The 22518-nt window shown below is 66.8% G+C and carries 18 protein-coding genes and 1 pseudogene; 4 read left to right on the forward strand and 15 right to left on the reverse strand.

The features are described 5' to 3' along the window. The 3 genes from RHA1_RS14160 to RHA1_RS14170 all read right to left on the reverse strand — a co-directional run bounded on the left by RHA1_RS14160 (window position 1) and on the right by RHA1_RS14170 (window position 3671). On the reverse strand, window positions 1–1551 hold the full coding sequence (locus RHA1_RS14160; RefSeq protein ID WP_237726884.1) for a sugar ABC transporter ATP-binding protein: 1551 nt from the start codon (window positions 1549–1551) through the stop codon (window positions 1–3). Window positions 1552–1584: 33 nt separating this feature from the next. Then, entirely contained in the window at window positions 1585–2631 is a 1047-nt protein-coding gene (locus RHA1_RS14165; protein WP_237726885.1) for a sugar ABC transporter substrate-binding protein, read from the reverse strand. A gap of 335 nt (window positions 2632–2966) precedes the next feature. After that, window positions 2967–3671, reverse strand: a complete 705-nt coding sequence (locus RHA1_RS14170; protein WP_050787482.1) for a FadR/GntR family transcriptional regulator — start codon at window positions 3669–3671, stop codon at window positions 2967–2969. A 742-nt stretch (window positions 3672–4413) separates the two neighbouring features. Between RHA1_RS14170 and RHA1_RS14175 the strand changes: the two genes are divergently transcribed. Further along, window positions 4414–4872 carry an Rv1443c family protein gene (locus RHA1_RS14175; RefSeq protein WP_011595590.1) on the forward strand — a complete coding sequence of 153 codons (459 nt, stop codon included), beginning with the start codon at window positions 4414–4416 and terminating at the stop codon, window positions 4870–4872. Between the two features lie 68 nt (window positions 4873–4940). Here the strand turns inward: RHA1_RS14175 and RHA1_RS14180 are convergent, their stop codons facing one another. The 7 genes and pseudogenes from RHA1_RS14180 to RHA1_RS14210 form a co-directional block, all read right to left on the reverse strand. Continuing rightward, window positions 4941–5693 (reverse strand): SDR family NAD(P)-dependent oxidoreductase, encoded by a 753-nt coding sequence (locus RHA1_RS14180; protein WP_011595591.1) that lies wholly within the window; start codon window positions 5691–5693, stop codon window positions 4941–4943. Next, entirely contained in the window at window positions 5690–5998 is a 309-nt protein-coding gene (locus RHA1_RS14185) for a YciI family protein (protein ID WP_029539057.1), read from the reverse strand. The genes RHA1_RS14180 and RHA1_RS14185 overlap by 4 nt, the downstream gene beginning before the upstream one ends. A 1-nt stretch (window position 5999) precedes the next feature. Beyond that, window positions 6000–7732: pseudogene (chcC2, locus tag RHA1_RS14190) on the reverse strand (4-oxocyclohex-2-ene-1-carboxylate 5-dehydrogenase). A 172-nt stretch (window positions 7733–7904) separates the two neighbouring features. After that, window positions 7905–8666 carry an IclR family transcriptional regulator gene (locus RHA1_RS14195; RefSeq protein ID WP_011595593.1) on the reverse strand — a complete coding sequence of 254 codons (762 nt, stop codon included), beginning with the start codon at window positions 8664–8666 and terminating at the stop codon, window positions 7905–7907. Window positions 8667–8684: 18 nt separating this feature from the next. Next, window positions 8685–10037 carry an MFS transporter gene (locus RHA1_RS14200; RefSeq protein ID WP_011595594.1) on the reverse strand — a complete coding sequence of 451 codons (1353 nt, stop codon included), beginning with the start codon at window positions 10035–10037 and terminating at the stop codon, window positions 8685–8687. 146 nt (window positions 10038–10183) lie between these two features. Beyond that, a complete protein-coding gene (locus RHA1_RS14205; RefSeq protein WP_011595595.1) occupies window positions 10184–11461 on the reverse strand; it encodes a hypothetical protein in 1278 nt (425 codons plus the stop codon). Window positions 11462–11581: 120 nt separating this feature from the next. Beyond that, window positions 11582–12235 (reverse strand): TetR/AcrR family transcriptional regulator, encoded by a 654-nt coding sequence (locus RHA1_RS14210; RefSeq protein ID WP_011595596.1) that lies wholly within the window; start codon window positions 12233–12235, stop codon window positions 11582–11584. A gap of 76 nt (window positions 12236–12311) precedes the next feature. Between RHA1_RS14210 and RHA1_RS14215 the strand changes: the two genes are divergently transcribed. Both RHA1_RS14215 and RHA1_RS14220 read left to right on the forward strand, forming a co-directional pair. Continuing rightward, window positions 12312–13205 carry an SDR family oxidoreductase gene (locus tag RHA1_RS14215; protein WP_011595597.1) on the forward strand — a complete coding sequence of 298 codons (894 nt, stop codon included), beginning with the start codon at window positions 12312–12314 and terminating at the stop codon, window positions 13203–13205. A 30-nt stretch (window positions 13206–13235) separates the two neighbouring features. After that, window positions 13236–14732: a flavin-containing monooxygenase gene (locus RHA1_RS14220; protein WP_011595598.1), complete on the forward strand. Its 1497-nt coding sequence runs from the start codon at window positions 13236–13238 to the stop codon at window positions 14730–14732. A 32-nt stretch (window positions 14733–14764) separates the two neighbouring features. Here the strand turns inward: RHA1_RS14220 and RHA1_RS14225 are convergent, their stop codons facing one another. Beyond that, window positions 14765–15805, reverse strand: coding sequence for a YihY/virulence factor BrkB family protein (locus tag RHA1_RS14225; RefSeq protein ID WP_011595599.1), 1041 nt, complete (start codon window positions 15803–15805; stop codon window positions 14765–14767). A gap of 42 nt (window positions 15806–15847) precedes the next feature. Next, the gene (locus tag RHA1_RS14230; protein ID WP_050787301.1) at window positions 15848–18076 is read right to left on the reverse strand and encodes an ATP-binding protein; all 2229 of its coding nucleotides are present in this window, start codon (window positions 18074–18076) and stop codon (window positions 15848–15850) included. Window positions 18077–18273: 197 nt separating this feature from the next. Here RHA1_RS14230 and RHA1_RS14235 point away from each other — a divergent pair, with 197 nt between their 5' ends. Beyond that, a complete protein-coding gene (locus tag RHA1_RS14235; RefSeq protein WP_011595602.1) occupies window positions 18274–19629 on the forward strand; it encodes an MFS transporter in 1356 nt (451 codons plus the stop codon). Window positions 19630–19698: 69 nt separating this feature from the next. Here RHA1_RS14235 and RHA1_RS14240 read toward each other — a convergent pair whose 3' ends face one another. The 3 genes from RHA1_RS14240 to RHA1_RS14250 form a co-directional block, all read right to left on the reverse strand. Next, window positions 19699–20922 carry an amidohydrolase gene (locus RHA1_RS14240; RefSeq protein ID WP_041811440.1) on the reverse strand — a complete coding sequence of 408 codons (1224 nt, stop codon included), beginning with the start codon at window positions 20920–20922 and terminating at the stop codon, window positions 19699–19701. Between the two features lie 128 nt (window positions 20923–21050). Then, window positions 21051–21710 carry a hypothetical protein gene (locus tag RHA1_RS14245; RefSeq protein WP_237726886.1) on the reverse strand — a complete coding sequence of 220 codons (660 nt, stop codon included), beginning with the start codon at window positions 21708–21710 and terminating at the stop codon, window positions 21051–21053. A 29-nt stretch (window positions 21711–21739) separates the two neighbouring features. After that, window positions 21740–22432, reverse strand: coding sequence for a DUF5058 family protein (locus RHA1_RS14250; RefSeq protein WP_237726887.1), 693 nt, complete (start codon window positions 22430–22432; stop codon window positions 21740–21742). Window positions 22433–22518: the final 86 nt, after the last annotated feature.

Consider the following 22518-nt stretch of genomic DNA (forward strand, 5'->3'; position numbering starts at 1 on the left):
CTAGGCCGTGGAAAGGTCCTGAACCGCGTAGCTCGCCGCGGCGATTCGTTCGGTGGTGATCTGTGCGCCGACGAGCTCGGTCGCGATACGCCCACGACGCATCACGAGCACCCGGTCGGCGTAGCGGGCGACCAAGTCGATGTCCGAGTCCAGCAGCAGCACCGACAATTCACGCCGGGCAACCTGTTCGAGGACGGCCTCGAGGATCGTCTTGCGGGCGCCGACATCGACGCCGTAGGTCGGTTCGTCCAGGATGAGGACATCGAGGTCGAGTTCGAGCCACTTGCCGAGGACGATCTTCTGCTGGTTTCCGCCGGACAGCTCACCGAGCAGACGTTCGGGGTCGGCCGGGCGTACGTCCAGGCGCTCGATCGCGCTCGCGGTTACCGTCCGCTCGCTGCTGCTCGACAACCGGCCGCCGCTCATGTGCTTGTCAAGGCTCGCCAGGCAGAGGTTGTCCGCCAATGTGAAGGACGGGATCGCGCTCTGCTTGCGGTCCTGGGGGACGTATCCGATGCCGCGTTCGATGCTGAGCTTCGGCGAGATCCGGTGCAGCTGCCTTCCGTGCAACCGGACCTCGCCGGCGGTGACGGCCTGGGACCCGAAGATCAGTCGGCCGAGTTCGCTGCGGCCGGAACCGACCAGACCCGTGACCGCCAGCACCTCCCCCGGCCGCAGGTCGAGATCGACATCCTGCACGAACGTTCCGCACACCCCTCGCAACGACAGTTTCGGCGCCGTTCCCGGTTCGACGGCCCGTCGGGCAGGTGCCGGGATGTCGGCGGTCTCGCTCGCGGCGGCCCCGCCGGTGATGATCTGCGTCAGATGCTGGTCGTCGGTGGCGGCGATGACGTCGTCGAAGACGAGTCGGCCATCGCGCAGCACCGAGACCCGGTCGGCCATCGCGAACACCTCGTCGAGGCGGTGTGAGACGTAGATCAGGGCGATGCCCTGATCGCGCAGCAACCGGCAGCGGCTGAGTAGTTCGTCGACCTGCGCGTTGGGCAGTCGTGCCGTGGGCTCGTCCAGGACGAGCACACCCTTCCCCGGTTGCAACCCTCGCAGGGCGCGGGCCATCGCGACGAGGGTTTGCTGGACGGGCCCGAGCGCACCGACCAGGGTGCGGGGGTCGAGGTCGTCGAGTCCGACCGCGGCCAGGTCGGCGATCGAGGTCGCGCGCTGGCGGCGCCAGTCGATGGTGGCGGCGCGCCTTTCGTAACCGAGGGCCAGTGCCAGGTTGTCGGCGATCGACATCGATTCGATCAGACCGAGGTCCTGGTGGACGAAGCGCACCCCGGCGTCGTGCAGCACCGTGGGGTCGGCGGGCAGTGCCAGTTCCTCCCCGTGCACACGGATACTTCCGGTTGTCGGGGTGTGGTATCCGGCGAGCAGCTTGATCAGGGTCGACTTCCCGGATCCGTTCGCGCCGAGCAGGGCGTGGATCGAGCCCGGCCGAAATTCCAGATTCACATCGTCCAGAACCCGATTTACTCCGAATTCCTTTGACAGTCCGATGATTTCGACACCCGGTGACGAGTCGTTCGATGTCATTGCGGTTCTCGTTTCTCGGTCGGTGACCATGTGTTATCCGATCCCCCACAGCTGCTCGAACTTCGCGCGGAAGTCGAAGTTGCCCTGCCATCCCTTGGTTTCGAGTTCGGCCGACCGGTCCGGCGGGAGCTGGGACAGCGAGTCCTTGTCGAACAAGGCGACCGGGATGGATTCGGTGAAGTCGAACGCGGGTAGGCCGTTGGTCATGCGGTTGACGTTGTCGATTGCCGCGTAGGCCAACCATTCTCGCGGGTCGGCGAAGCACACCTTCTGCACGCCGCCGGCGCGAATGATGTCCAGGTTCTCCGGGTTGCAATCGAAGCCGGCGCCGGAAACGGAGTCGGTGAACCCTGCGCGGTTGAGGCCGTTGCTGACGCGGAAGAGGCACGAGTCGAAGCAGGAGACCCAGTTGAGCTGGGGGTTCGCCAGTCTGGTGGCCACCGCTTGCGCGGCGGGACCGATCGTCGGATCTTCGAAGGTCGCCAGACTCCAGTCCTGGGTGACGACGTCGCATCCCGGGCAGTTCTCCGGGGTGTCGAGGTAGTCCTGCGAGCCTTTGTACTGGCCGTTGACCACGATGTACAGGTCGGCGTTGCGCATCTGCAGCATGCCGAGATCGCCGTCGCTCTTCCACACCGCGTACTGCGCGACGGACTCTCCGGCACGCACCCAGTCGAAGGACACATCCGGGACCGTGTCGGGGGTGTTCTTCAGTGATCCGAGGGTGACCACCTTGACGCCCGCCGCAAGGGCACGCTGGAGCGCGGACTGGACGCGGGTGGTGTCCACGAAGATGAGGATGACGGCATCGACCTTCTCGTCCACAGCCGTGTTCAACGCGTTGAGCTGGACCTCAGGCTTGCCCTGGCCGTCGGAGATCTTCGGCACCCAGCCGAGCTTCTTGACCTCCGATTCGATGGCCTTCGCCGGTCGACTCGACCCGGTCGAGGCCATTTGCTCCGGGATGAGGGTGATCCTGAGGCCTGGCCGGGGCGGCGGGCTGGTTTCCGGTCCCGTCCACTGGTTGTCCTGCATTCCTGCGTCGAGGAGTTCGGCCGCGCCACCGCGTGCTTTCTCCACCGCCGCCTCCCGTGCGGCCGGGTCGACTGCCGATCGATCCGAAGGTGCTGTCGAGCAGCCCGTCAGCAGGAGAATCACGCCAATGATGGCGACTACGACTCCGCGCCTTTGCGAAGCGGTCCGTGCGATTGCCATGTCGTTCCTTCTGCGTATACCACCCGTCGGCGTCACCGAGAATGGACGAGTTGAGTTGTGCTGCAGGCATATGCGGTCACTGCAGCGCCCCGGAAGGTGATTCGGGGCATGTTTGGCCGCCACGATCACTTCGCAGAGTGATCGAGTACGTGTAGGTAAGGCGGGAGGGGGCGATCCGCCCCGTCAGCGCGTGGTGTCGGTCATTCCCTCTGGCGCGAGGACGTCAGCGTGGCCCGGTGGCGCACGATTCGGCGGAGGTGGTTCTCCGCGGCGAACCGGGCCCGAGCTGGATCGCCTGCTGCGATCGCCTGGGCGATCTCGAGATGTTCCTGGACGGTGTGGCCGGCTTCGGACGGGTACCCGGCGCCGGCGCTGTACGAGTCACTGAGGTAGTCGTTGACCGGCCTCATGACCAGGAGGAAGAAGGGGTTTCCGCTTGCCTGCGCGATCTGCTCGTGAAAGGCCAGGTCCGCGTCCAGGAACTCGGATGTCGACGGGTCCGCCGCCTCCAACCGCTCATTCAGTCGCGTCAGCTCGGCCAGGTGGTCGTCGGTGCGCCGAGCGGCAGCAAGAGCGGCCATCTCGAGTTCCAGAACGAGCCTGAGCTCCATCAGCTGTTCGAAGGAGCCCTCACTGAGCCGGAGCAGAAGGCCGTACTGTTCGGCGATCACGCTGCCGTCCACCGCAGCCACGGCCATTCCCCGCCCCGGGCTCACCGTGACCAGACCACGCTGAACGAGCAGTCGCGTCGCCTCCCGGACTACCGTCCGGCTGACCTCGAACCGCTCGGCCAGTTCGGCCTCCGTCGGAAGCCGCTCGCCGACAGCAAGACCCAGGATTTCGTCCTGAAGTGTCTGAGCGACGACATCAGAGAGGCGTTGCTTCGAGCGAGTGGTTTCCGACATGAGAGAAATGTACGACAAAGTCTGCACTGTGGTCAAGCTCACGTCAGAAATCAATGGTCGATTTCGGAACAAAGCGCAGGTGAAGAGCAGCCGGTGGCAGAACCTTGCCATCTCAACAGGTGCTGGTGTCGATCTTTGTATGATGATTGAGGTCCACAGAGCGCCGCAGAATACGGTGAAGAAAAGATGCCCATCACGACGCCTCTTCGGGCTCCACCTCACGGACGCCGACAAGCGCCATGTCGACGCATCGGTGCGCCGGTCGCCATCGACGAGGGAGCGAACACGGCCTCGGCGATGCAGCCGCAGAAGTGGCTGAACTGAGTACGAACCGGACAGAACGGGTTCACACGATTACCCAGCCGCGCAGACCCTGCCGCTCGCCGCGCCAGCGGTGCCCTTGTGTCTACGACCTCACCGCTGCTGGGCGATATCGCCGGCAAGAATGGGGGTCCTGTGGTGGTGGGAGGCCGGCCACCTGCAGAAATGGCTATGAAGCACCGGGTTTGGACGACATCGGGGCGGCAGCAGCGGCATACTGCCCCAATCTGTACAGCTACTTCCCGAGGTAGGCGGATCTGCTGGAGGCGACACTCGAACGTGGCACCAGCGCTCTGTGGTTCCTGCTGCACGCCGTGTTGCGGGAGAACGACGACCCGCGACCGAACCTCCCGGCACCGGATGTCGATGGACGGAATCGAAGCCGTTGCACACCCTCAGGTGATCGAACGAAGATGGGACTGTGATCATCGAACGCAGTTCCGTCGTCGGCGCACCGATTGGACAGGTGTGGGCGAGGGTCGTCGACCCGGAGGGGATCAACGACGAAATGCGTCCGTGGATGACGATGAGCATCCCGCGGGGCCGGGAGTCGATCACCATCGACTCGGTCCCGGTCGGCGAACCGCTCGGTCGGGCGTGGCTGCGGCTGTTCGGGCTGGTCCCGTTCGACTACGACGATCTGACCATCGCCGAGCTCGAACCGTACCGGCGGTTCCACGAGAAGTCGACGATGCTGAGCATGCGCCGGTGGGAGCACGAACGGACGCTGCGGCCTTTCGATGACGGGAGCACCGGCGTCCACGACCGGATCACGTTCGAGCCGAGGCTGCCGCTGATGCCGCTGACGCCGGTGCTCGCCCGCGTCCTGGGCGCGTTCTTCGCCCACCGGCATCGCCGTCTGGTGCGGCATTTCGACTGACGGGCTCGCCCAATGTCACACCGGTGCAGTCGGACTGAACCAGTGTGACATTGGGCGCGGCAAACGAGTCAGTGCGCCGTGTACCCACCGTCGACGACGAGTTCGGTGCCGGTGGTGAAGCCGGACTCGTCCGAGGCGAGGTAGAGCACCCCGTACGCGATCTCGTCGGGCTCCCCCTGCCGCGGGAGGGGGTTGCCCGAGACGAGTTGACGGTAGTACTCCTCCGATCCGATCGCGCTGCCCTCGGCCGACCGCCGGCTCATCGCCGTCCGCATCGACCCGGGGTGGATCGAGTTGACGCGAATGCCGTGCGGCCCGTACGTGACGGCGTCGGCCTTGCTGAGCAGCCGCACGGCACCTTTCGACGCGTGGTACAGCGGGACGTTGGAGCCTCCGGTCAACCCGTGGATCGACGAGAAGTTCACAATGCTGCCCTTCTTCCGGCCAATCATGTGGGGCACCACGTGCTTGGTGGTCAACCAGACACCTTTGACGTTGACGTCGAAGATCTGGTCGAACTCGGCGACCGACGCCTCGTGCGACGGCGCGGGCCGCCCGATGATGCCGGCGCAGTTGACCAGGATGTCGGGAACACCCACCGTCTCCACCACCGCTGCGACGGTCTCGGCGACGCCGGCCTCGTCGGTAACGTCGACGGCGAACGACGTGATCGCCGTCGAATCCCACGGCGCATCCGGCACTTTGAGGTCGAGGGCCGCGACCAGGGCGCCCTCTCGTGCGAGCATCCGCGCGGTCGCGCCGCCCAGGTCGCCGTTCGCCCCGGTGACGACGGCGACCTTCCCTGCGACTCGACCCGTCATGACCTACCTCCCACTGCTGCGACGGCCCACGGGCCGATCATCGGAATCCATTCGGTGATGTCGTACGACGCGACGAACCCGTGCGTCCGGAACGGGTCGGCGTCGACGACGTCGACGACGTCCTGCTTGCCTGCGGCCTCGTAGATCATCGCCGCGCCGGGTTCTTCTCCGGCCGCGAACGGTCCGGACCCGAGGATCAGCCCGCGGTCGGCGGCGGCCTGCAGGTGGCTTTTGTGTTCGGGACGGTGCTCGTCCCGGCCGGCCGTGTCGCCGGTGTAGGTGTAGCGGACGAGGAAGAACGGCATGTCAGACCTCTTCCAGAACGGTCGGCGCGACGGATTCGCTCCGCAGCGACGCGAGGATCTCGGCGTCCCGGCCGATGGTGTATCCGAAGACGAGGGCGGGCCCGATGTTGGCGCCGTAGCCCGGGTAGCCGCCGCCGAAGATGCTGACGGCCGCGGAACCGGCGGCGAAGAGTCCGGGGATCGGCTGGTTGTCGTCGTCGAGGACCTGGCTGTGCCGGTCGACGGCCAGACCCGAGTAGGCGCCGAGGTCGCCCATCTCGATCTCGCGGCGTAGTACGGCCCCTTGTCGAGCGGCTCGAGGTTCGGGTTGGGCTGGTGCTCCATGTCGCCCTTGAAGTGGTGGAACCAGTTGGATCCGCGATTGAACTTCGGGTCCTCCCCCTTGGCGGCGCCCGCGTTGAACTCGGCGAGGGTCTTCTTCAACCCGGCGACGTCGACACCGATCTCGAGGGCGAGTTCCTCGACCGTGCCGGCCTTGTGGAGGAATCCGGTCTTCTTGAAATAGCCCTGTGGGATCGGCCACGGCTTGGCGTAACCGATCCCGTACTTGTTCATGGCTTTCGAGTCGGCGATGATGTAGCCGAACGTCTCGTTCTGGCCGACGTTGTCCTGAATCATCGCCATGCCGAAGTCGTGGTAGGAACTCGACTCGTTGGCGAAACGTTCGCCCTTGCGGTTCACGGCGATCAGACCGGGGAGCCCGAATGCCCGCAGGTGCGGGAAGATCCGCTGCTGCCCGCGCAGACCGGTGAACACCGTCACCGGGGCCCACGCGGCCGGCTCGTGGACGTCGGTGTCGACGTGCCCGCCGAGCGGCGCGGCCAGACGCACATTGTCGCCGTCGTGCCCGACCGTGGGAGTGAAGTGGTTGTCCCCGTGCGGATCATGACCCCAGTACTCGGCTCGCAGCGCCGGATCCGACGAGTAGCCGCCGGCTGCGATGACAACGCCGAGCCGCGCCTCGACCGTTCCCGCGTGCACTCCCCCGAGCACCGCCCCGGTGACGACCCCGTTCTCCGACTGCAGAATCTTCGTCACCGGCGTCTCGGTCCACATCCGGATGCCGAGCTTCGCGGCGGACGACACCATCCGCACCATCAGCGAATTGCCGTTGGTCCGGTCGAACGATCGGCGGCAGAGCACCGTCTCGGCCCACGTCTTGAGGAGCTTCTTCGACACGTAGGCAAACGATTTCCACGACTGGTTGGCGTGGAGGAACTGGGCGATGTCGGGTCCGACCTCCGGCATGTAACCGAACACGGTGTAGGTGTCGAGGTAGGGGCGCAACCGCAACCGGTTCTCGCCGAGCGTGCGCGCGTCGACCACCTTGCCCGAGATCGCGCGTCCCGACGGTTTCGCGCCCGGCGCGTCCATCTGGTAGTCCGGAGCCATTTCCGGATAGACGAATTCGACGTCGGTGTCGCGTTCGAGCCAGTCGATGGCCTCGGGCACCTCGTCGAGGAACGTGTCGACCATCTCGGCCTTGTAGCAGTCCTTGGCGAGGGCGCGGATGTAGGTTTCGATCTCCTGACGGGTGTCACCCTGCGCGACGCCCTGCTTGTTGCCGGGCACCCACGCCCAGCCGCCCGAGATCGCGGTGGTGCCGCCGAGCCACTGCGACTTCTCGGCGACGATGACGCTGTGCCCTTCGCTCGCCGCCTTGAGTGCGGCGGCCATGCCTGCGGCCCCGGATCCGATGACCAACAGGTCGCATTTGACGGTTTTCGAGCTCATACGTGGACCTTCCCTGGAGAGTCGGCACTCGATCAGGCGTCGGCGAAAGGGCTGGTGTGCAGTGCCTTTCGGCTCGCGATGCGCGATCGGTGGCGGTGTGTTCGCGACAACCACTCTGACCGACCCGAGACCCGAGTCACAGCGCGACTCCAATGGATGGAAAGAGTTTCTGTCAGTGCCGCGATCCGCGCGTCATCGCCCGGGTAATGCCGCGCGACGCCGTCGTCAGCGCCGCGACCACCGACTGCGGGTTGGCCTGATCGTGCGGAATGACGACGGACAAGGCGGCGATCACCCGGCCGCCGTCGGTGTCCCGCACGGGCACGGCGACTCCCGTGGCACCCGGGGTGATGAGACCGGCGGCCACCGCGAAATGCTGGTGCCGCACCTCGGCGAGGAGACGTCGCATCTGGTCGGGATCGGTGACGGTGGCGTCGGTGTAGCGCTCGAGCGGCTGCGACAGCAGTTCGTCCTGCACGTCGCGGGACGCGTTGGCCATCAGGACCAGACCGGACGAGCAGGCGTGCACCGGAAGACGTCCGGCGATCTTGGTGACGTTGACGACGGACCCGCGGGTGGAGAGCCGTTCGACGAACAGCACCTCGTTGCCGTCGAGGATGCCCAGCTGGGTGTGCTGCTTGATCGCGGCGTTCACGTCCTCCATGAACGGCATCGCGGCTTCACGCAGGCTCAGGGTGTGCGAGCCGCGGGAGCCCAGTTCCCACATCCGCACGCCGATGCTGATGCGGGTGTCGTTGCGTTCGAGGAGGCGGTACTTCACGAGTTCCCCGACGATGCGGTGCGCCGTCGCGACGGGGAGGTCGGATCGACGCGCGATGTCGGACACCGACAGGGACGGTGTGTCCGCGTCGAAGGAGGACAGAACCCTCACGACGCGGGCAGTGACCGATTCTCCTGTCGGTGTCCGTGACATCGCCCTATTGTCCTCCGGCTACTCCCGCGGGGGCGACGGACGCCCGAGGTCGGCCAGCGGCACCCGGTACGTCTCGCGGGCGGTGAAGGCGGCGACGGACGAGACCAGCATGCAGAGGGCAGTGAACACCGCGACGGGGACCCACGCGTTCACCCCGGTACCGAGCAGCGCCCAGCCGATCGCCGGGGCGAATCCGGCGATGAGGAAGCCGATCTGCGTGCCGACCGCGAAACCGGAGTAGCGCACCGGCGCCGCGAACATTTCGGTGAAGAAGCTGGGCCACAGGCCGTTCACCATCGAGTAGAACAGGGTCATCGTGAGCAGAGCGGCGAGGAAGATCAGTGGAATGGAGCCGACGGAGATGGCCCAGAAGTACCCGAAGATCGTCACGGCGCACCCGAGGGCACCGGTGATCCAGACGGGGCGACGTCCGACGCGGTCCGACAGCTTGGCGAGCAGCGGGATCGCGACGATGGACCCTGCGATCGACACCGACGACGCCCACAGCATCGTGGTGCGGTCGATGCCGACGTCGGGTCCGGTGGCGTAGGCGAGCCCGAAGACCGTGAACACCGTCTGCCCGACCGCGAACAGCGAGCACAGCGCGATCCGCAGGACGTCCCGCCACTGGGTGGTCACGACGGTGACGACGGGCAGCTTCTGCACTTCCGCGTGCTCGCGTGACTCCTCGAACACCGGGGTCTCGTCGAGCTTGGTGCGCACGAAGTAGGCCACCACGAGCATCACCGCGCTGCACCAGAACGGAATTCGCCAACCCCAGCTGTCGAGTTGATCCTTCGGCAGCGCGGCCACGGGGATGAAGACGAGGGTCGCGAGGACCATCCCGGCGGCATATCCGGTCATCGTGAAACTGGTGAAGAACGCCCGTCGCCCCTCGGGTGAGTGCTCGAGCGTGAGGGTGCTGGCGCCGGCGGCCTCACCGCCCGCGGAGAATCCCTGTGCGAGGCGGCACAGCACGAGGAGTATCGGGGCGGCGATGCCGATCTGCTCGTACGTGGGCAGGAACCCGATCGCGAGACTGGACAGACCCATGATGAGCAGCGTCAGCAGCAGAATCTTCTTGCGGCCCAGCTTGTCTCCGAAATGTCCCAGCACGATTCCGCCGACGGGCCGGGCCACGTAGCCCACCCCGAACGTCGCGAGCGCGGCGACCGTCCCGATCGCGTCGTTGCCCGCCGGGAAGAACGTGTGCCCGAAGACCAGGGCGGCGGCGGATCCGTAGATGAAGAAGTCGTAGTACTCGAGTGCACTGCCGAGGAACGACGCGAGTGCCGCCTTCTTCGGCGTCTTCGCGACCTCGGTGGGTGTCGCGGTCGTCGGGCTGTCGTGCGTGACGGCGGATACGTTCATCGACTCTCCTGCGATCGGGCCTGGCGTTGTGTGACACAACGTGCCAACAGGCCCACGCGTGCGCAACGTCACATCCATCCATTGGAAAGCCGGCCTCACGCCCCGGACGAACGGGACGAACGAGCGTCCCGTTCGTTCGACAACTGCTACTGGTGCGCCGGGGACAACTCCCAGCCGGTGCTCATGTCGCGGGCCAGGTCGGGCACCCGCCGCAGCACCCGCTGGCTCTCGACGAAGTCGCGGAACGGGATGGCCAGCAGGGCCCGCAACTCTCCCGGACGACCCTCGGCGAGCCGCTGGTAGGACGACGCGATGTCACTGACGATGTACTGCCAGCGCGGTTCGCGATCGGCCCAGTTGAAACCCGGCAGGGGCGTGCGGAGGCGATAGGCCGAGCCGTTCACGTCGCCGTCGACCGACATCGGCGCAACCTGTCCCGGTGCGCGCGAGCCGGGAACCGACGGTTGCGCCGCGAGGGTCGTGGCGTAGGTGAGCGCGCGGCCGACGCCGTCGCGGGCTGCCGCGGTGACGTCCCACTGATCGGCGATGATCTGATTCTGCTCGCGCGACGCCATCCGGAACAACGCGTCCGCGTAACCCACCGGAGTGCCGGAGAAGATTCCGTTCCACGCAATCTCGGCGTTCTCGTCGAGCAGTCCGGCATCGGCCATCTCCTCGACAGCGGCCCGGCCCTCGTTCAGGTACGCCTCGTGCATGGGCACCATGTCGAAGTAGATGTGCTTCTGCATCATCAGCAGGCGCTTCTGGTACCAGTCCATGTCGTCGGCGGTCATCGCCGGTCCGACGCCGGCGAGCGTTCTCGGGTCCGCAGGCAGGAGCGTCATCGCCTCGCCGGGTAACCCACGGACCGTGGACGCGACGGCGTTGCCGAGGGCGTGGACGGCGTCGACTCCGAGCACGGTGCGGCCGAGGTCGAGGTCCCAGAAGCCGGCGGCGAACGATCCTCCCGCCAGCCCGGCCATGCCTGACCAGTAGAGCTCGGTGCGCTGGAGTTGGTACCGGCCGTAGTTCTCGTAGACCCGGTCGACCACCGCGGCGTTGGCGATCAGCCCGGCGTTCGGATCCCACGCGGCCAGGTCGATGCCGGACGCCTCGGATCCACGAGCGAGCCAATACTGTTGCAGAAGAGCGGAATACCGCGTGGGAGCTATGCCGTCGGAGCGGGCGGCCGACAGCGCGGCGCCGAGAACGGCGGAATCGATGGGCAGCCGGGGGTCGAGTCCGCCGATCGACTCCGCCGCCGCGTTCGCCGGCGTGATGTCGAGCAGCCGCTCGTAACCGGTGGCGTGCGCGACGATCGGCGGCGGCGCCGCGAGCGCGACCACCCCGAGCAGCGTGACGAGCACCGCGCGGATCGTCGTGGTGCGGACCCACGGCGATTGGCAGTGCACAGCACCGGGCATGTCAGGTATTTCACAACATATATGTGATGCCGTCAGGGGTTTGCCCGAATTGCCGTCGGCGCAATGCATCCCAGGTCAGCGCACGTGAGTGACAAAGCGTGCCCCCGGACGCTGTGCCACTCACATGGGCTGGGGACCGAGCTGGCCCAGGACGGCCGAGAGGATGGTGTGCGCGCTGCCGATGACGGACTCGATCGGCTGCGGGTTCTCCGACAGCACCCATTGCTGGGCGATCATCAGCACGGCTCCGACCAGGCCGGTCGCGAGGGTGCGCAGGTGGAAGTCGGGGAATGCGGTCCGGTCGACTGCCGGACCGATGACGACGAGAACTGCATCCACGAACGACCGGGTGACGCGGCGGTAGGCGTTGTCGACCTCCGGCCCGACACCGAGGACTTCCTGGAATGCGATCCGCGGGATCCGCGGGTCGTCGGCGACGGATCGGAAGAACGCGGTCAGCGCACCGCGCACCCGCGCGTCGAGATCGGCGCCGCCGTCCCTCGCGCCGCGCAGGACGCTGTCGCGCAGGCGGTCGGTCACGCTCGCGTACGCGGCCAACAGCAGGGCCTCGCTGTCGTCGAAGGACTCGTAGAAGTAGCGCTTGGTGAGCCCGGCCGTCGAGCAGATCTTTTCCACCGTCGCGGAGCGGTATCCGCTGGTCCCGAACACTTCGACGGCCGCGTCGACGAGGCGCACGCGACGCTCTTCCTGACGCTGACGGGGACCCGCACCGCGGTACGTGCGGCCCGTTTCGTCGAGGTTGGGCGAACTCACGCCCCCATATTGACACCGCGCAGTTCCAGTTACAAACTGACACCGAACGGTGCCAGATCACACGCCAGGAGATCCCATGCCCACGCTGAGGAACAAAGTCGCACTCGTCACCGGGGCCGCGCGTGGTATCGGCGCGGAGACGTCACGCGCCCTCGCCCGCAAAGGCGTCAAACTGGTTCTGATCGATCTGGACGCCGAACCGCTGAACGCGCTCGCCGCCGAACTCGGCGACGACGTCGCGATCGCCGCGACCGCCGACGTGTGCGACCTGGCCGCCGTGCAGAAGGCCGTCGACGCCGGTATCGCAAAGTTCGGCGGCATCGACCTCGTCCTCGCGAACGCCGGCATCGCCAGCTTCGGCTCGGTCCTGCACGTCGATCCGGCGACGTTCAAGCGGGTCATCGACATCAACATTCTCGGCGTCTTCCACACCGTCCGCGCTGCACTGCCCTCCGTGATCGAACGCAAGGGCTACATCCTCGTCGTCTCGTCACTCGCCGCGTTCGCGCCCGTGGCCGGGTTGACTGCCTACAACGCCAGCAAGGCCGGCATCGAGCATTTCGCCAACGCCCTGCGTCTCGAAGTCGCACACCACGGCGTCACCGTGGGCTCGGCCCACATGTCGTGGATCGACACACCGCTCGTTCAGGACGCGAAAGCCGACCTCACCGCGTTCAACCAATTTCTCGCCTCCCTGCCGGGACCGCTCGGCAAGACGACGTCGGTGGGCTCGTGCGTCGACGCGTTCGTTGACGCCCTGGCCAAGCGGAAACGCCGGGTCTACGTGCCCCGGTGGGTCGGAATCTTCGCCTGGCTGAAGGCGGTGGTGACGTCGCGGATCGGGGACCGCACTCTGCTGCCGCCCGTCCCCCGGATCCTTCCGCTGATGGACGAGGAGGCCGCAAAGCTCGGCCGGTGCACCAGCGCACGTAATGTCGCTCTCGGCGACGTCGCCGTAGACCCGAAGTAAGCACCCTTCCCCGCCAGCGAGAGAGCGTTCATGTCACACACCGAGACCGCCGCCGAGACCACCGGGGCGAAGACGCCCGTCGAACACGTCGACGTGCTGATCATCGGAGCCGGACTGTCCGGGATCGGTGCCGCATACCACCTGCAGGACAACTTTCCCCGACGGACCTACGCGATCCTGGAGAGCCGCGAGTCGATCGGCGGCACGTGGGACCTGTTCCGCTACCCCGGCATTCGCTCCGACTCCGACATGTACACCCTGGGCTACCGGTTCAAACCGTGGTCGGGTGAGAAGTCCATCGCCGACGGGCCGTCGATCCTCGAGTACGTCAAGGACACGGCGGCCGAGCACGGTATCGACCGGAACATCCGGTTCCGGCACAAGGTCGTTCGTGCCGAGTGGTCTACCGCGGATTCGCACTGGACGGTCGACGCCGAGCGCACCGATACCGGCGAGACGGTCCGGCTCACAGCCGATTTCCTGATGTCCTGCAGCGGCTACTACCGCTACGACGAGGGCTACACCCCCGAGTTCCCCGGGCTCGACCGGTTCGGTGGTCGCGTCGTCCACCCGCAGCAGTGGCCCGAGGACCTCGACTATGAGGGCAAGCGGGTCGTCATCATCGGCAGCGGCGCCACCGCGGTGACGCTGGCGCCGTCCATGGCTGCCGACGCCGCCCACGTGACCATGCTGCAGCGGTCGCCCACGTACATCATCTCCATGCCGGCGAAGGACAAGCTGGCCAACAAGCTGCGACGCCACCTGCCCGCCAAGCTCGCCTACGGCCTCACCCGCCTGAAGAACGCATCGGTCGCCACCGCGATCTACCAACTGTGTCAGCGGTACCCGGAATTCATGAAGGGCCGCATCCGGCAACTCCAGGAGAAGTGGCTGCCGAAGGGGTACGACATCGACACCCACTTCACGCCCCGATACAACCCGTGGGATCAGCGACTGTGCCTGGTCCCCAACGGGGATCTGTTCCGCGCCATTCGGAACGACGAGGTGTCGATCGTGACCGATCACATCGACACCTTCACCGAAACCGGGATCACGCTGAAGTCCGGTGAAGAGTTGCACGCCGATGTGGTCGTCACCGCAACCGGTTTGAACCTGCTCGCGTTCGGCGGGATGACGCTCGCCGTCGACGGCCACGACATCGACCTCACCGAAACCATGGCCTACAAGGGAATGATGCTCAGCGGGGTCCCCAACTTCGCGTTCGTCATCGGGTACACCAACGCGTCCTGGACGCTCAAGGCCGACCTGGTGTGCGAGTACGTCTGCCGTCTGCTCGCGCACATGGACGCGAACGGGTTCACGCAATGCGCCCCTGAGCGCGACAGTTCGGTCGAGGAGGAGCCGTTCCTCGACTTCGCCGCCGGATACGTGCTGCGGTCGGTGGAATCGTTCCCGAAGCAGGGTTCGAAAGCGCCGTGGCGGCTGCGGATGAACTACTTCCGCGACCTGGTTGCATTGCGGCACGGCAAGATCCTGGACGACGCCATGACCTTCAGCCGCCCGTGAGTACTTATTAACCGCCCGCGGTTAACAAGTACTCACGGGCCCGCGGCCTCGCTCTCGCGTAGCGCCTTGCCCTCCTGCACGTACTGCTCGTACTTCTCGGCGTTCTTGTCGGAGACGCGCGTATCGCGGGGCGGCAATTGCAGTTCGTCCTCGGCCGGAATGCCGGCCTGCAATTCCCGTCCGCGTTCGAGTTCGGCATCCAGTTCGGCGCCGAAGAGCAACGCCAGGTTGGTGATCCAGAGCCAGAGCAGGAACACGATCACGCCGGCCAGGGAGCCGTACGTCTTGTTGTAGCTGCCGAAGTTGGCGACGTACAGACCGAACAGGACCGACGCCACGATCCACGTCACGATGGCGAGGAAGGCGCCGGCGCTGATCCAGCGGAACTTCGGTTGCTTCACGTTGGGCGTGACGTAGTAGAGGATGGCCACGGCTACCACGACGATGCCGAGGACGAACGGCCAGCGTGCGATGTTCCACACGGTCAGAGCGGTGTCGCCGAATCCGATCGTGTCACCCACCGAGCGTGCGACGGGGCCGCTCAGGGCGAGCATCGCCGCAGCGGCCGCGACCAGAACCAGGCCGACGATGGTGACGGCCAGCATCTGGGGGCGGAGTTTCCACACGGGACGCCCCTCCTCGACCTCGTACATGCGGTTCATCGCGCGTCCGAACGCCCCGATGTAGCCGGACGCCGACCACACCGCACCCAGCAGGCCGAGGACGAGGGCCATTCCCGCGGTCGGTGCTGCGACCAGTTGCGCGATGGGGTCGCGCAACGTGTCCACGGCGGAGGACGGCCCGAGGTCGTCGACCATCTGCAGGACCGCGTCGGTGGTGCGCTGCCCCTGACCGAACACTCCCAGCAACGAGACCAGCGCCAGCAGCGCAGGAAACAGCGAGAGGACCGCGTAGTACGTCAGCGCGGCGGCCAGGTCGGTGCACTGGTCGCGGGTGAACTCGTGCGCCGTCTTCCTGATGACGTACCACCAGGACGGTTTCGTCAGGTCCGCGGGCGAATCCGGCTTACGCGGATCGTCGGGTTCCGGTTCGGCGTGTTGATCGTCGTTCATCGGTCACGCCTACCCGGAACGCAGGTCGGGGAAACTGGGGCCTTATTCGCGGTCGGTGCCTGCGGTGAAGTTCGCGACGACCTCTGCCGCGATCTCCCGAAGTTTGACGTTGCGGTTCTGCGAATAGGAGGCGAGTTTGTAGTCGTCGGCGCCGTGGTTCAGTCCGTCGATGGTCGACTCCGTTCCCGCTCGGGCGGTGAGCAGAACGACCGGCAGCCGGGCCGTCGACTGCTCCGATCGCAGCTCGCGGAGGAAGTCGATGCCGTCGCGACCGGGAAGCATGACGTCGCTGAGCACGAGATGCGGCGTGCGGACGGCGACGCGCTTCAGTGCGGACTCCGCGTCGGCGACGGCGTCGACGTCCCAGCCCTGCTCCTGCAGCAATCGTGTCAGGTACGCCCGCAGGTCCGGATGGTCTTCGACGAGCAGGATGCGGCGGCGGTCCGCCCCGGGTTCGGTCGACGGCGCGACCTCGGCGGACGGTTCGCGCTGGTCGATGTCGCCGAAGGACGTCACCGCGCCGACGGGTCGGTCGTCTGCGCGCGGGGTCACGCCGTCCGGCGCCGGGACCCGCGGTACGCGGACGGTGAAGGTGCTGCCCCGGCCCGGTGCGCTGTCGAGTTCGACGGAACCGCCGAGCGCAGCGGCGAAATCGGCCACCAGGGAAAGCCCGATGCCGACGCCGCCCGACCCGCCGGCCTCGACGCGATAGAACCTGTCGAATACGCGTTCCCGTTCTTCGGCGGGAATGCCCACCCCCGTGTCGGTCACGCTCAACACCAGCCGGCCGGCGTCCTGGCGGAGCGCCACGGACACGGATCCGGACCGCGTGTACTTGACCGCGTTCGACACGAGGTTCAGCACGATCTTCACCCACATCTCGCGGTCCACTTCGACCGGACCGGCGCCTTCGTCGATATCGGCCCGGAGCGCGAGTCCGGCCTGCACGGCGGCGGAATCGAACATGCTCACGCATTCGGCGGTCAGCCTGCCGACATCGGTCGGCTCCGGGCGGGGCAGCAGCTGGCCGGCTTCCGCCTTGGACAGATCGAGGAGGTCGTCGACGAGCTGCTGCAGCCGGACCGCTGCCCGGTAGGCGGCCGCGATCGCGTCACGCTGATCTGCGGGCAACTCGTCCCCGGTCCGCTCACGCAGAGTCTCGAGGGGGCCCAGCAGCAAGGTCAACGGGGTACGGAACTCGTGACTGACGTTCTGGAAGAACCGCGTCTTCGCCGCGTCGAGTTCCGCCAGCGCGGCGGCGCGGTCCCGTTCGAACTCGTAGGCCAGAGCGTCCGAGATCAGCGTCGACACCTTCGCCGTGACCAACTCGGCGAAACCCCGATACGCGTCGTCGAACGCGCGATACGGACTGATCCCGAGCACGAGCACACCCACCGGCTCCGCGTGACCCGTCACGATCAACGGGCACAGCCGCACCTCCGTCACCGCCTTCGACCCGGCGGGCTCGAACGATTCGCCGGGCGCCTGGACGCGGCGGCTGGTGACGTCGGTCGCCGGAATTCGGGCGGGCCTGAACTCGCCGTCGTCGTCCACCCCGGCGGCACCGACGAGCACCAGGTCGTCGGCGGCGTCGTCGCCCGAGCCACCGGCGACCTCCCGACGGAGGTATATCGCGGCCAGCGGAACGTCTTGTCCGCTGGCGCCGAGCACGCGCACGACCGCACGGCAGGCATCGACGAGCGGGTCGTCGCCGCCCGCGGTGGATACCGTGCCCAGTTGCCGCAGCGTCTCCAATCGCCGCTCCCCGAGCACGGTCGCGGTCACGTCGGTCGTCGCGACGAAGACACCGGCGACCTTCCCGTCCTCGTCCTGTACCGGACTGTAGGAGAACGTCCAGTACGTCTCCTCGAGGTACCCGTGCCGCAGCAGGTACAGCGGCTGATTCTCCGTGTAGGTCGCCGCGCCGCCCGACATCACCTGCTCGGCGAGCGGTCCCACCTCGTCCCAGATCTCCGCCCAACACTGGGCCCCGGGTTCGCCGATCGCGGCGGGGTACTTGGCGCCGAGGACCCGGGTGTACGCGTCGTTGAAGATCTGCACGAGCTCAGGACCCCACCAGAGCAACATCGGGACCTCGGAGGGCAGCACGGTGCGTATTGCCGCCCGCAACTCGACAGACCAGGTCTCGACCGGCCCCAGCGGTGTGGCCGCCCAATCGATGCGGCGTAGCCGCTCCCGTGTCTCGCCCGGCCCGGCGAACAACCGATCCGCCGACCAGGAATTACCGAAACCCGAGCCAGTCACATCCATGGACCCTTCCGCCCACTGCCGGTCGCCCGGACATGTCCGTTGTCAACAGGGAAATCATGGCCCAGTACCGCGTGCAACCGCCACTTCTCGTCTTCCGACATTCGGAAGCGAAGTTGGATTCGAGTGACCCGTCCGCCACGGTAGGTGAGTCGTGAGCCACATCACAGCCCACCTCCGAGGAAGAGCAGGTCCCGCGCATGCAATTCGACCTACGCGAACGCATCGACAGCAGTCCGATGACGCGCTACCAATGGGGCGCCATCGCCATCTGCGGTCTACTCAACGTGCTCGACGGCTTCGACGTCCTCGTCATGGCGTTCACCGCCCAGTCGGTGTCGCAGGAGTGGGATCTGTCCGGCTCGGTCGTCGGCCTCCTGCTCAGCGCCGGACTGTTCGGGATGGCCGCGGGTTCGCTGTTCCTGGCGCCGTGGGCCGACACCATCGGCCGCCGCGCCATGATCCTGCTGTGCCTGGCACTCGCGTCGACGGGCATGCTGCTGTCGGCGGTCAGCCAGAGCGCGTTGCAACTCGGCCTGCTCCGCGCCCTCACCGGCGTCGGCATCGGCGGAATCCTCGCCAGCAGCAACGTCATCGCCAGTGAGTACGCGTCGAACCGCTGGCGCGGGCTCGCGGTGAGTCTCAACTCCACCGGTTACGCCGTCGGCGCCACCCTCGGCGGAATCATCGCCGTCGTGCTGCAGAACTCGCTCGGCTGGCGCTCGGTGTTCCTGTTCGGCGGGCTGTGCACGGCGGCCATCATCCCCGTCGTCTACGCCCGGCTCCCCGAATCCATCGACTTCCTGCTCGTCCGGCGACCGGCCAACGCCCTCGACCGGATCAATGCCTTCGCCCAGCGGGTCGGCCAGCCGCGACTCGACGGACTGCCCGCACCGCGCGCCGCCGCCACGGCCGACGCCGGATTCGCGATGCGCGTCCTGCTGTCTCCGCAGCGCCGCCGCAGCACACTCCTGGTGTGGTTCGCGTTCTTCATGGCGATGTTCGGCTTCTACTTCGTCACCAGCTGGACCCCGAAACTGCTGGTCGAGGCGGGCATGTCCGCGAACCAGGGCGTCACCGGCGGAGTGCTCCTCAACCTCGGCGGCATCTTCGGCGCCACCCTGCTCGGGGCGCTGTCCGCACGCTTCGCCCTCAAGCGCGTGCTCATCGCCTACATGGCGATCGCGGGCGTGCTGCTCGTCGTCTTCGTCCCCGCCACCGCGTCCATCGTCATCGCGTTCGGGCTCGGCGCCCTGATCGGCGTCTTCGCCAACGGCTGCATCGCCGGGCTGTACGCAATCACGCCGTCGGTCTACTCGCCCGCCGTCCGGGCCACCGGCGTCGGCTGGGGCATCGGCATCGGCCGCGTCGGCGCCATCGCGTCCCCGATCGTCGCGGGCGCCCTCCTCGACCGCGACTGGTCGCCCACCCAGCTGTACATCCTCGTGGCCGCGTCCTTCGTGCTCGCCGGACTCGCCGTGTCGCGACTGCGGTTCGAGAAGACCGGCGTGGACGCCGGGGACGCCACCGCGGACGCGCCGCTGACCACTCACTGAGGCGGCTCCGCCACCCGTGCGTGGTTGACGAGTGTAGAGACTCGTTAACCACTCACGGGCCCGGAAGGCCTAGATCCCGACCTTCGACAGGATCGCCGTCATCGCCGCCTGGACGCCGGTGGACAGGGTGGGCTCCGCGACGGGGGCGAAGAACGGTGAGTGGTTCACCGGCACAGGCTTTCCACTCTCGAGGGTTTCCGCGGTGTGGCCACCGAACATCCAGAACACCGACGGAACGCCGATCACCTCGGCGAGCAGGCCGAAGTCCTCCGAGCCCATCATCGGAGTCGACGGCCTGACGTTGTTCTCGCCCAGCACCTTCTGCAGCTCGGCGACGAGTTCGGCGGTGGCGTCGGGATCGTTGTAGTTGCGCGGGAACGTGTACAGCTCCTCGATCAGCGGCTTCGGCGCCCCGGACGCGTCGGCCTCGGCGTAGATGATGCGGCGCAGCGCGGCATTGACTTGCTCACGCACCTCGGGGTCGAGGGTGCGCACGTTGATCGTGAACTCGGCCCGGTCCGCGATGATGTTCTCCTTCAGCCCCGCATGGAACGTGGCGACCGTGACGACCGCCGGCTTCATGGGGTGAACTTCGCGGGACACGATGGTCTGGATGCGGTTGATCATGTTGACGCCCTGGATGATCGGGTCGATCGAATCCTGGGGCTGGGAGCCGTGTGAGCCCTGGCCGTAGACGGTGACCTTCAGTGAATCGGCCATGGCCATCGCGTCGCCACTCGTGACGTGCACGGTGCCGGCCAGCATCGGCCCGACGTGCTGCCCGAAGACGATCTCCGGCTTGGGTGCCCGGTCCCACAGGCCATCCTCGACCATGGCCTTCGCTCCGGCGGCCGTTTCCTCGCCCGGTTGGAAGAGGAACACGATCGTTCCGGCCCACGCCTCGCGCGCGCCTGCGAGCAGTTCGGCGACGGTGAGCAGGGTGGCGACGTGTGTGTCGTGGCCGCAGCCGTGCATCACGGGCACCTCGGTGCCGTCGTCGAGGTGTCCGGTGGCGGCGCTGGCGTAGTCGACGCCGGTGTCTTCCGCGATCGGCAGCCCATCGGAATCGGCGCGGAAGGCCACCGTGGGGCCCTCGCCGTTGGTCAGGACACCGACCACTCCGGTGCCGCCGCAGACGAACGTGTCGATCCCGAGGGCGACGAGGGAACTCTGGATCAACTCCGCGGTCTTGTGTTCCTGCATGGACAGTTCCGGGTTCGCATGCAGGTGGTAGTAGAGGTCGTGCATCTTCGCCCGCAGCTCGTCGGTGAGCGCGATCGGGAGGTCGGTCATGGAGTCTTCTTTCGAATCATGTGAAGGTGAGATGTCTCCGCGCATCGATTCTTACTCGATGGTCGCGAGCTCGGCCGGGCTCTGGTCGTTCTTGTTCCGCAGGAACCAGGCGAGGACCGCCGTCACGATCACCGGATGGCGGTGGACGACAGCGCGAGGCTCGGCATCGCCGGAACCACCACGAACGTGATGACCGCGGCCACCAGCAGCGCGACCACCGTGGCCCGGGGCTGCTTCATCGACACGATCGCCTGGACGAGGACCGCCCCCAGGACCGAGGGAAGGATGTAGGAACGGGTGACGGTCACGATGTCGGTGGGAATCACGCTGATCAGCCAGGTGCCGAGCAGCCCCACGAACACGGCCAGGGACACGAGGTGCACCATCGCGGCGCCGCAGATCGCCAGGACCGCAGCCAGTTCGGCCCGCTTGGTTCCCGGTTTGGCTCCGATGTTCGTCTGCGCGATGAGCGCGGCAGGCAACAGCTTGTTCGCGATGTTGCCGATCATGAACGCCTGGTACATCGCGGCCGGACCGAGGATGGGGAAATAGGTCAGCGGTTCGACCAGCCAGATGATGAAGAATGTCCCGGCCACCGCGGCGAACGCGGTCCACAACTGGCCTCCGGTGACGTCCACCTCACCCGAGAACACCAGGTACAGGGGCGCACCGATCGACAGAAGCAGCCCCACGATCATCGTGATCCGACCCCAGCGGGACGTCGTCTTGTCGAACTCGGCGAGTGCACGCGCACCGGTGGACACCGTTACGGCTTCGTCGGTAGTCATCGAAAAGTCCTTTCCGTGCGAGTCGTGAATCAGGAAGTGACCAGGTAGGTAACGGTGAGGGCGGCGAGGATCGAAATGCCCAGCCCCCATTCACGGAGCCAGCCCTTGCCGAACGTCCGGGCCACGAAGAGGCAGATCCCCATCGCAACCGCGGAGGCGGCGAACGCGACGATGTGATAGCTGGACTTCGTCAGTTCCTGGAAGCCCAGCGACGCGAACGCGCCGATCAGGGCGGCAGACGGGACGACGGCCATCAACGCCGGATTCACGGTGCGGATCTTCGCGTCGCCCCGCTTGAGCAGCGGAGTGAGGACGAGCGCGGACAGCATCCACATCACACCGCCGATACTCATCGCGAAGAAGGCGACCACGAACACATTCTGGGTGTAGGTGTCGGCACCGAGTTTCGCGCCCATGGAGTCGGCGGCGATGCTGGCCGCGGACACGTCGTACGCGGCGGAACCGATCAGGCCGATGCGGGCCAGGACGGCGGGCGTCCCGAAGAGGGCGAGCAGGGCGATCGCCACGAGGCAGACCGCCAGGGACGGTCCGATCGCCGAGACGGCGCCGGAGCGGAACGACACTTTCATGTCTTCCGGCGACATGTCCGCGACGGGTGCCACCTTGCGGACCGCGGTCATGTAGATCGCCGACTGCACGACGATGACGACGAAGATGCCGGCAACGGCCACCCAGAGAACAGGCGAGTTGGCGACAGCCATGATGTCCGTGGATGTCCCACTAGCAGTCACATTCATGGATCTCCCAGGGAGCGTGAGTAACCGGCGAACCGATCGCTCGAGCGATG

This window comes from Rhodococcus jostii RHA1 (assembly GCF_000014565.1).
GTDB classification, from domain to species: domain Bacteria; phylum Actinomycetota; class Actinomycetes; order Mycobacteriales; family Mycobacteriaceae; genus Rhodococcus_F; species Rhodococcus_F jostii_A.

Excerpts from the sequence above, each read along its gene's own strand:
- RHA1_RS14160 (WP_237726884.1), bottom strand. The coding sequence starts at position 1,551 with ATGACATCGAACGACTCGTCACCGGGTGTCGAAATCATCGGACTGTCA.
- RHA1_RS14170 (WP_050787482.1), bottom strand. The coding sequence starts at position 3,671 with ATGTCGGAAACCACTCGCTCGAAGCAACGCCTCTCTGATGTCGTCGCT.
- RHA1_RS14180 (WP_011595591.1), bottom strand. The coding sequence starts at position 5,693 with ATGACGGGTCGAGTCGCAGGGAAGGTCGCCGTCGTCACCGGGGCGAAC.
- RHA1_RS14185 (WP_029539057.1), bottom strand. The coding sequence starts at position 5,998 with ATGCCGTTCTTCCTCGTCCGCTACACCTACACCGGCGACACGGCCGGC.
- RHA1_RS14195 (WP_011595593.1), bottom strand. The coding sequence starts at position 8,666 with ATGTCACGGACACCGACAGGAGAATCGGTCACTGCCCGCGTCGTGAGG.
- RHA1_RS14200 (WP_011595594.1), bottom strand. The coding sequence starts at position 10,037 with ATGAACGTATCCGCCGTCACGCACGACAGCCCGACGACCGCGACACCC.
- RHA1_RS14205 (WP_011595595.1), bottom strand. The coding sequence starts at position 11,461 with ATGCCCGGTGCTGTGCACTGCCAATCGCCGTGGGTCCGCACCACGACG.
- RHA1_RS14215 (WP_011595597.1), top strand. The coding sequence starts at position 12,312 with ATGCCCACGCTGAGGAACAAAGTCGCACTCGTCACCGGGGCCGCGCGT.
- RHA1_RS14220 (WP_011595598.1), top strand. The coding sequence starts at position 13,236 with ATGTCACACACCGAGACCGCCGCCGAGACCACCGGGGCGAAGACGCCC.
- RHA1_RS14225 (WP_011595599.1), bottom strand. The coding sequence starts at position 15,805 with ATGAACGACGATCAACACGCCGAACCGGAACCCGACGATCCGCGTAAG.
- RHA1_RS14230 (WP_050787301.1), bottom strand. The coding sequence starts at position 18,076 with ATGGATGTGACTGGCTCGGGTTTCGGTAATTCCTGGTCGGCGGATCGG.
- RHA1_RS14235 (WP_011595602.1), top strand. The coding sequence starts at position 18,274 with ATGCAATTCGACCTACGCGAACGCATCGACAGCAGTCCGATGACGCGC.
- RHA1_RS14240 (WP_041811440.1), bottom strand. The coding sequence starts at position 20,922 with ATGACCGACCTCCCGATCGCGCTCACCGACGAGCTGCGGGCGAAGATG.
- RHA1_RS14245 (WP_237726886.1), bottom strand. The coding sequence starts at position 21,710 with ATGACTACCGACGAAGCCGTAACGGTGTCCACCGGTGCGCGTGCACTC.
- RHA1_RS14250 (WP_237726887.1), bottom strand. The coding sequence starts at position 22,432 with ATGGCTGTCGCCAACTCGCCTGTTCTCTGGGTGGCCGTTGCCGGCATC.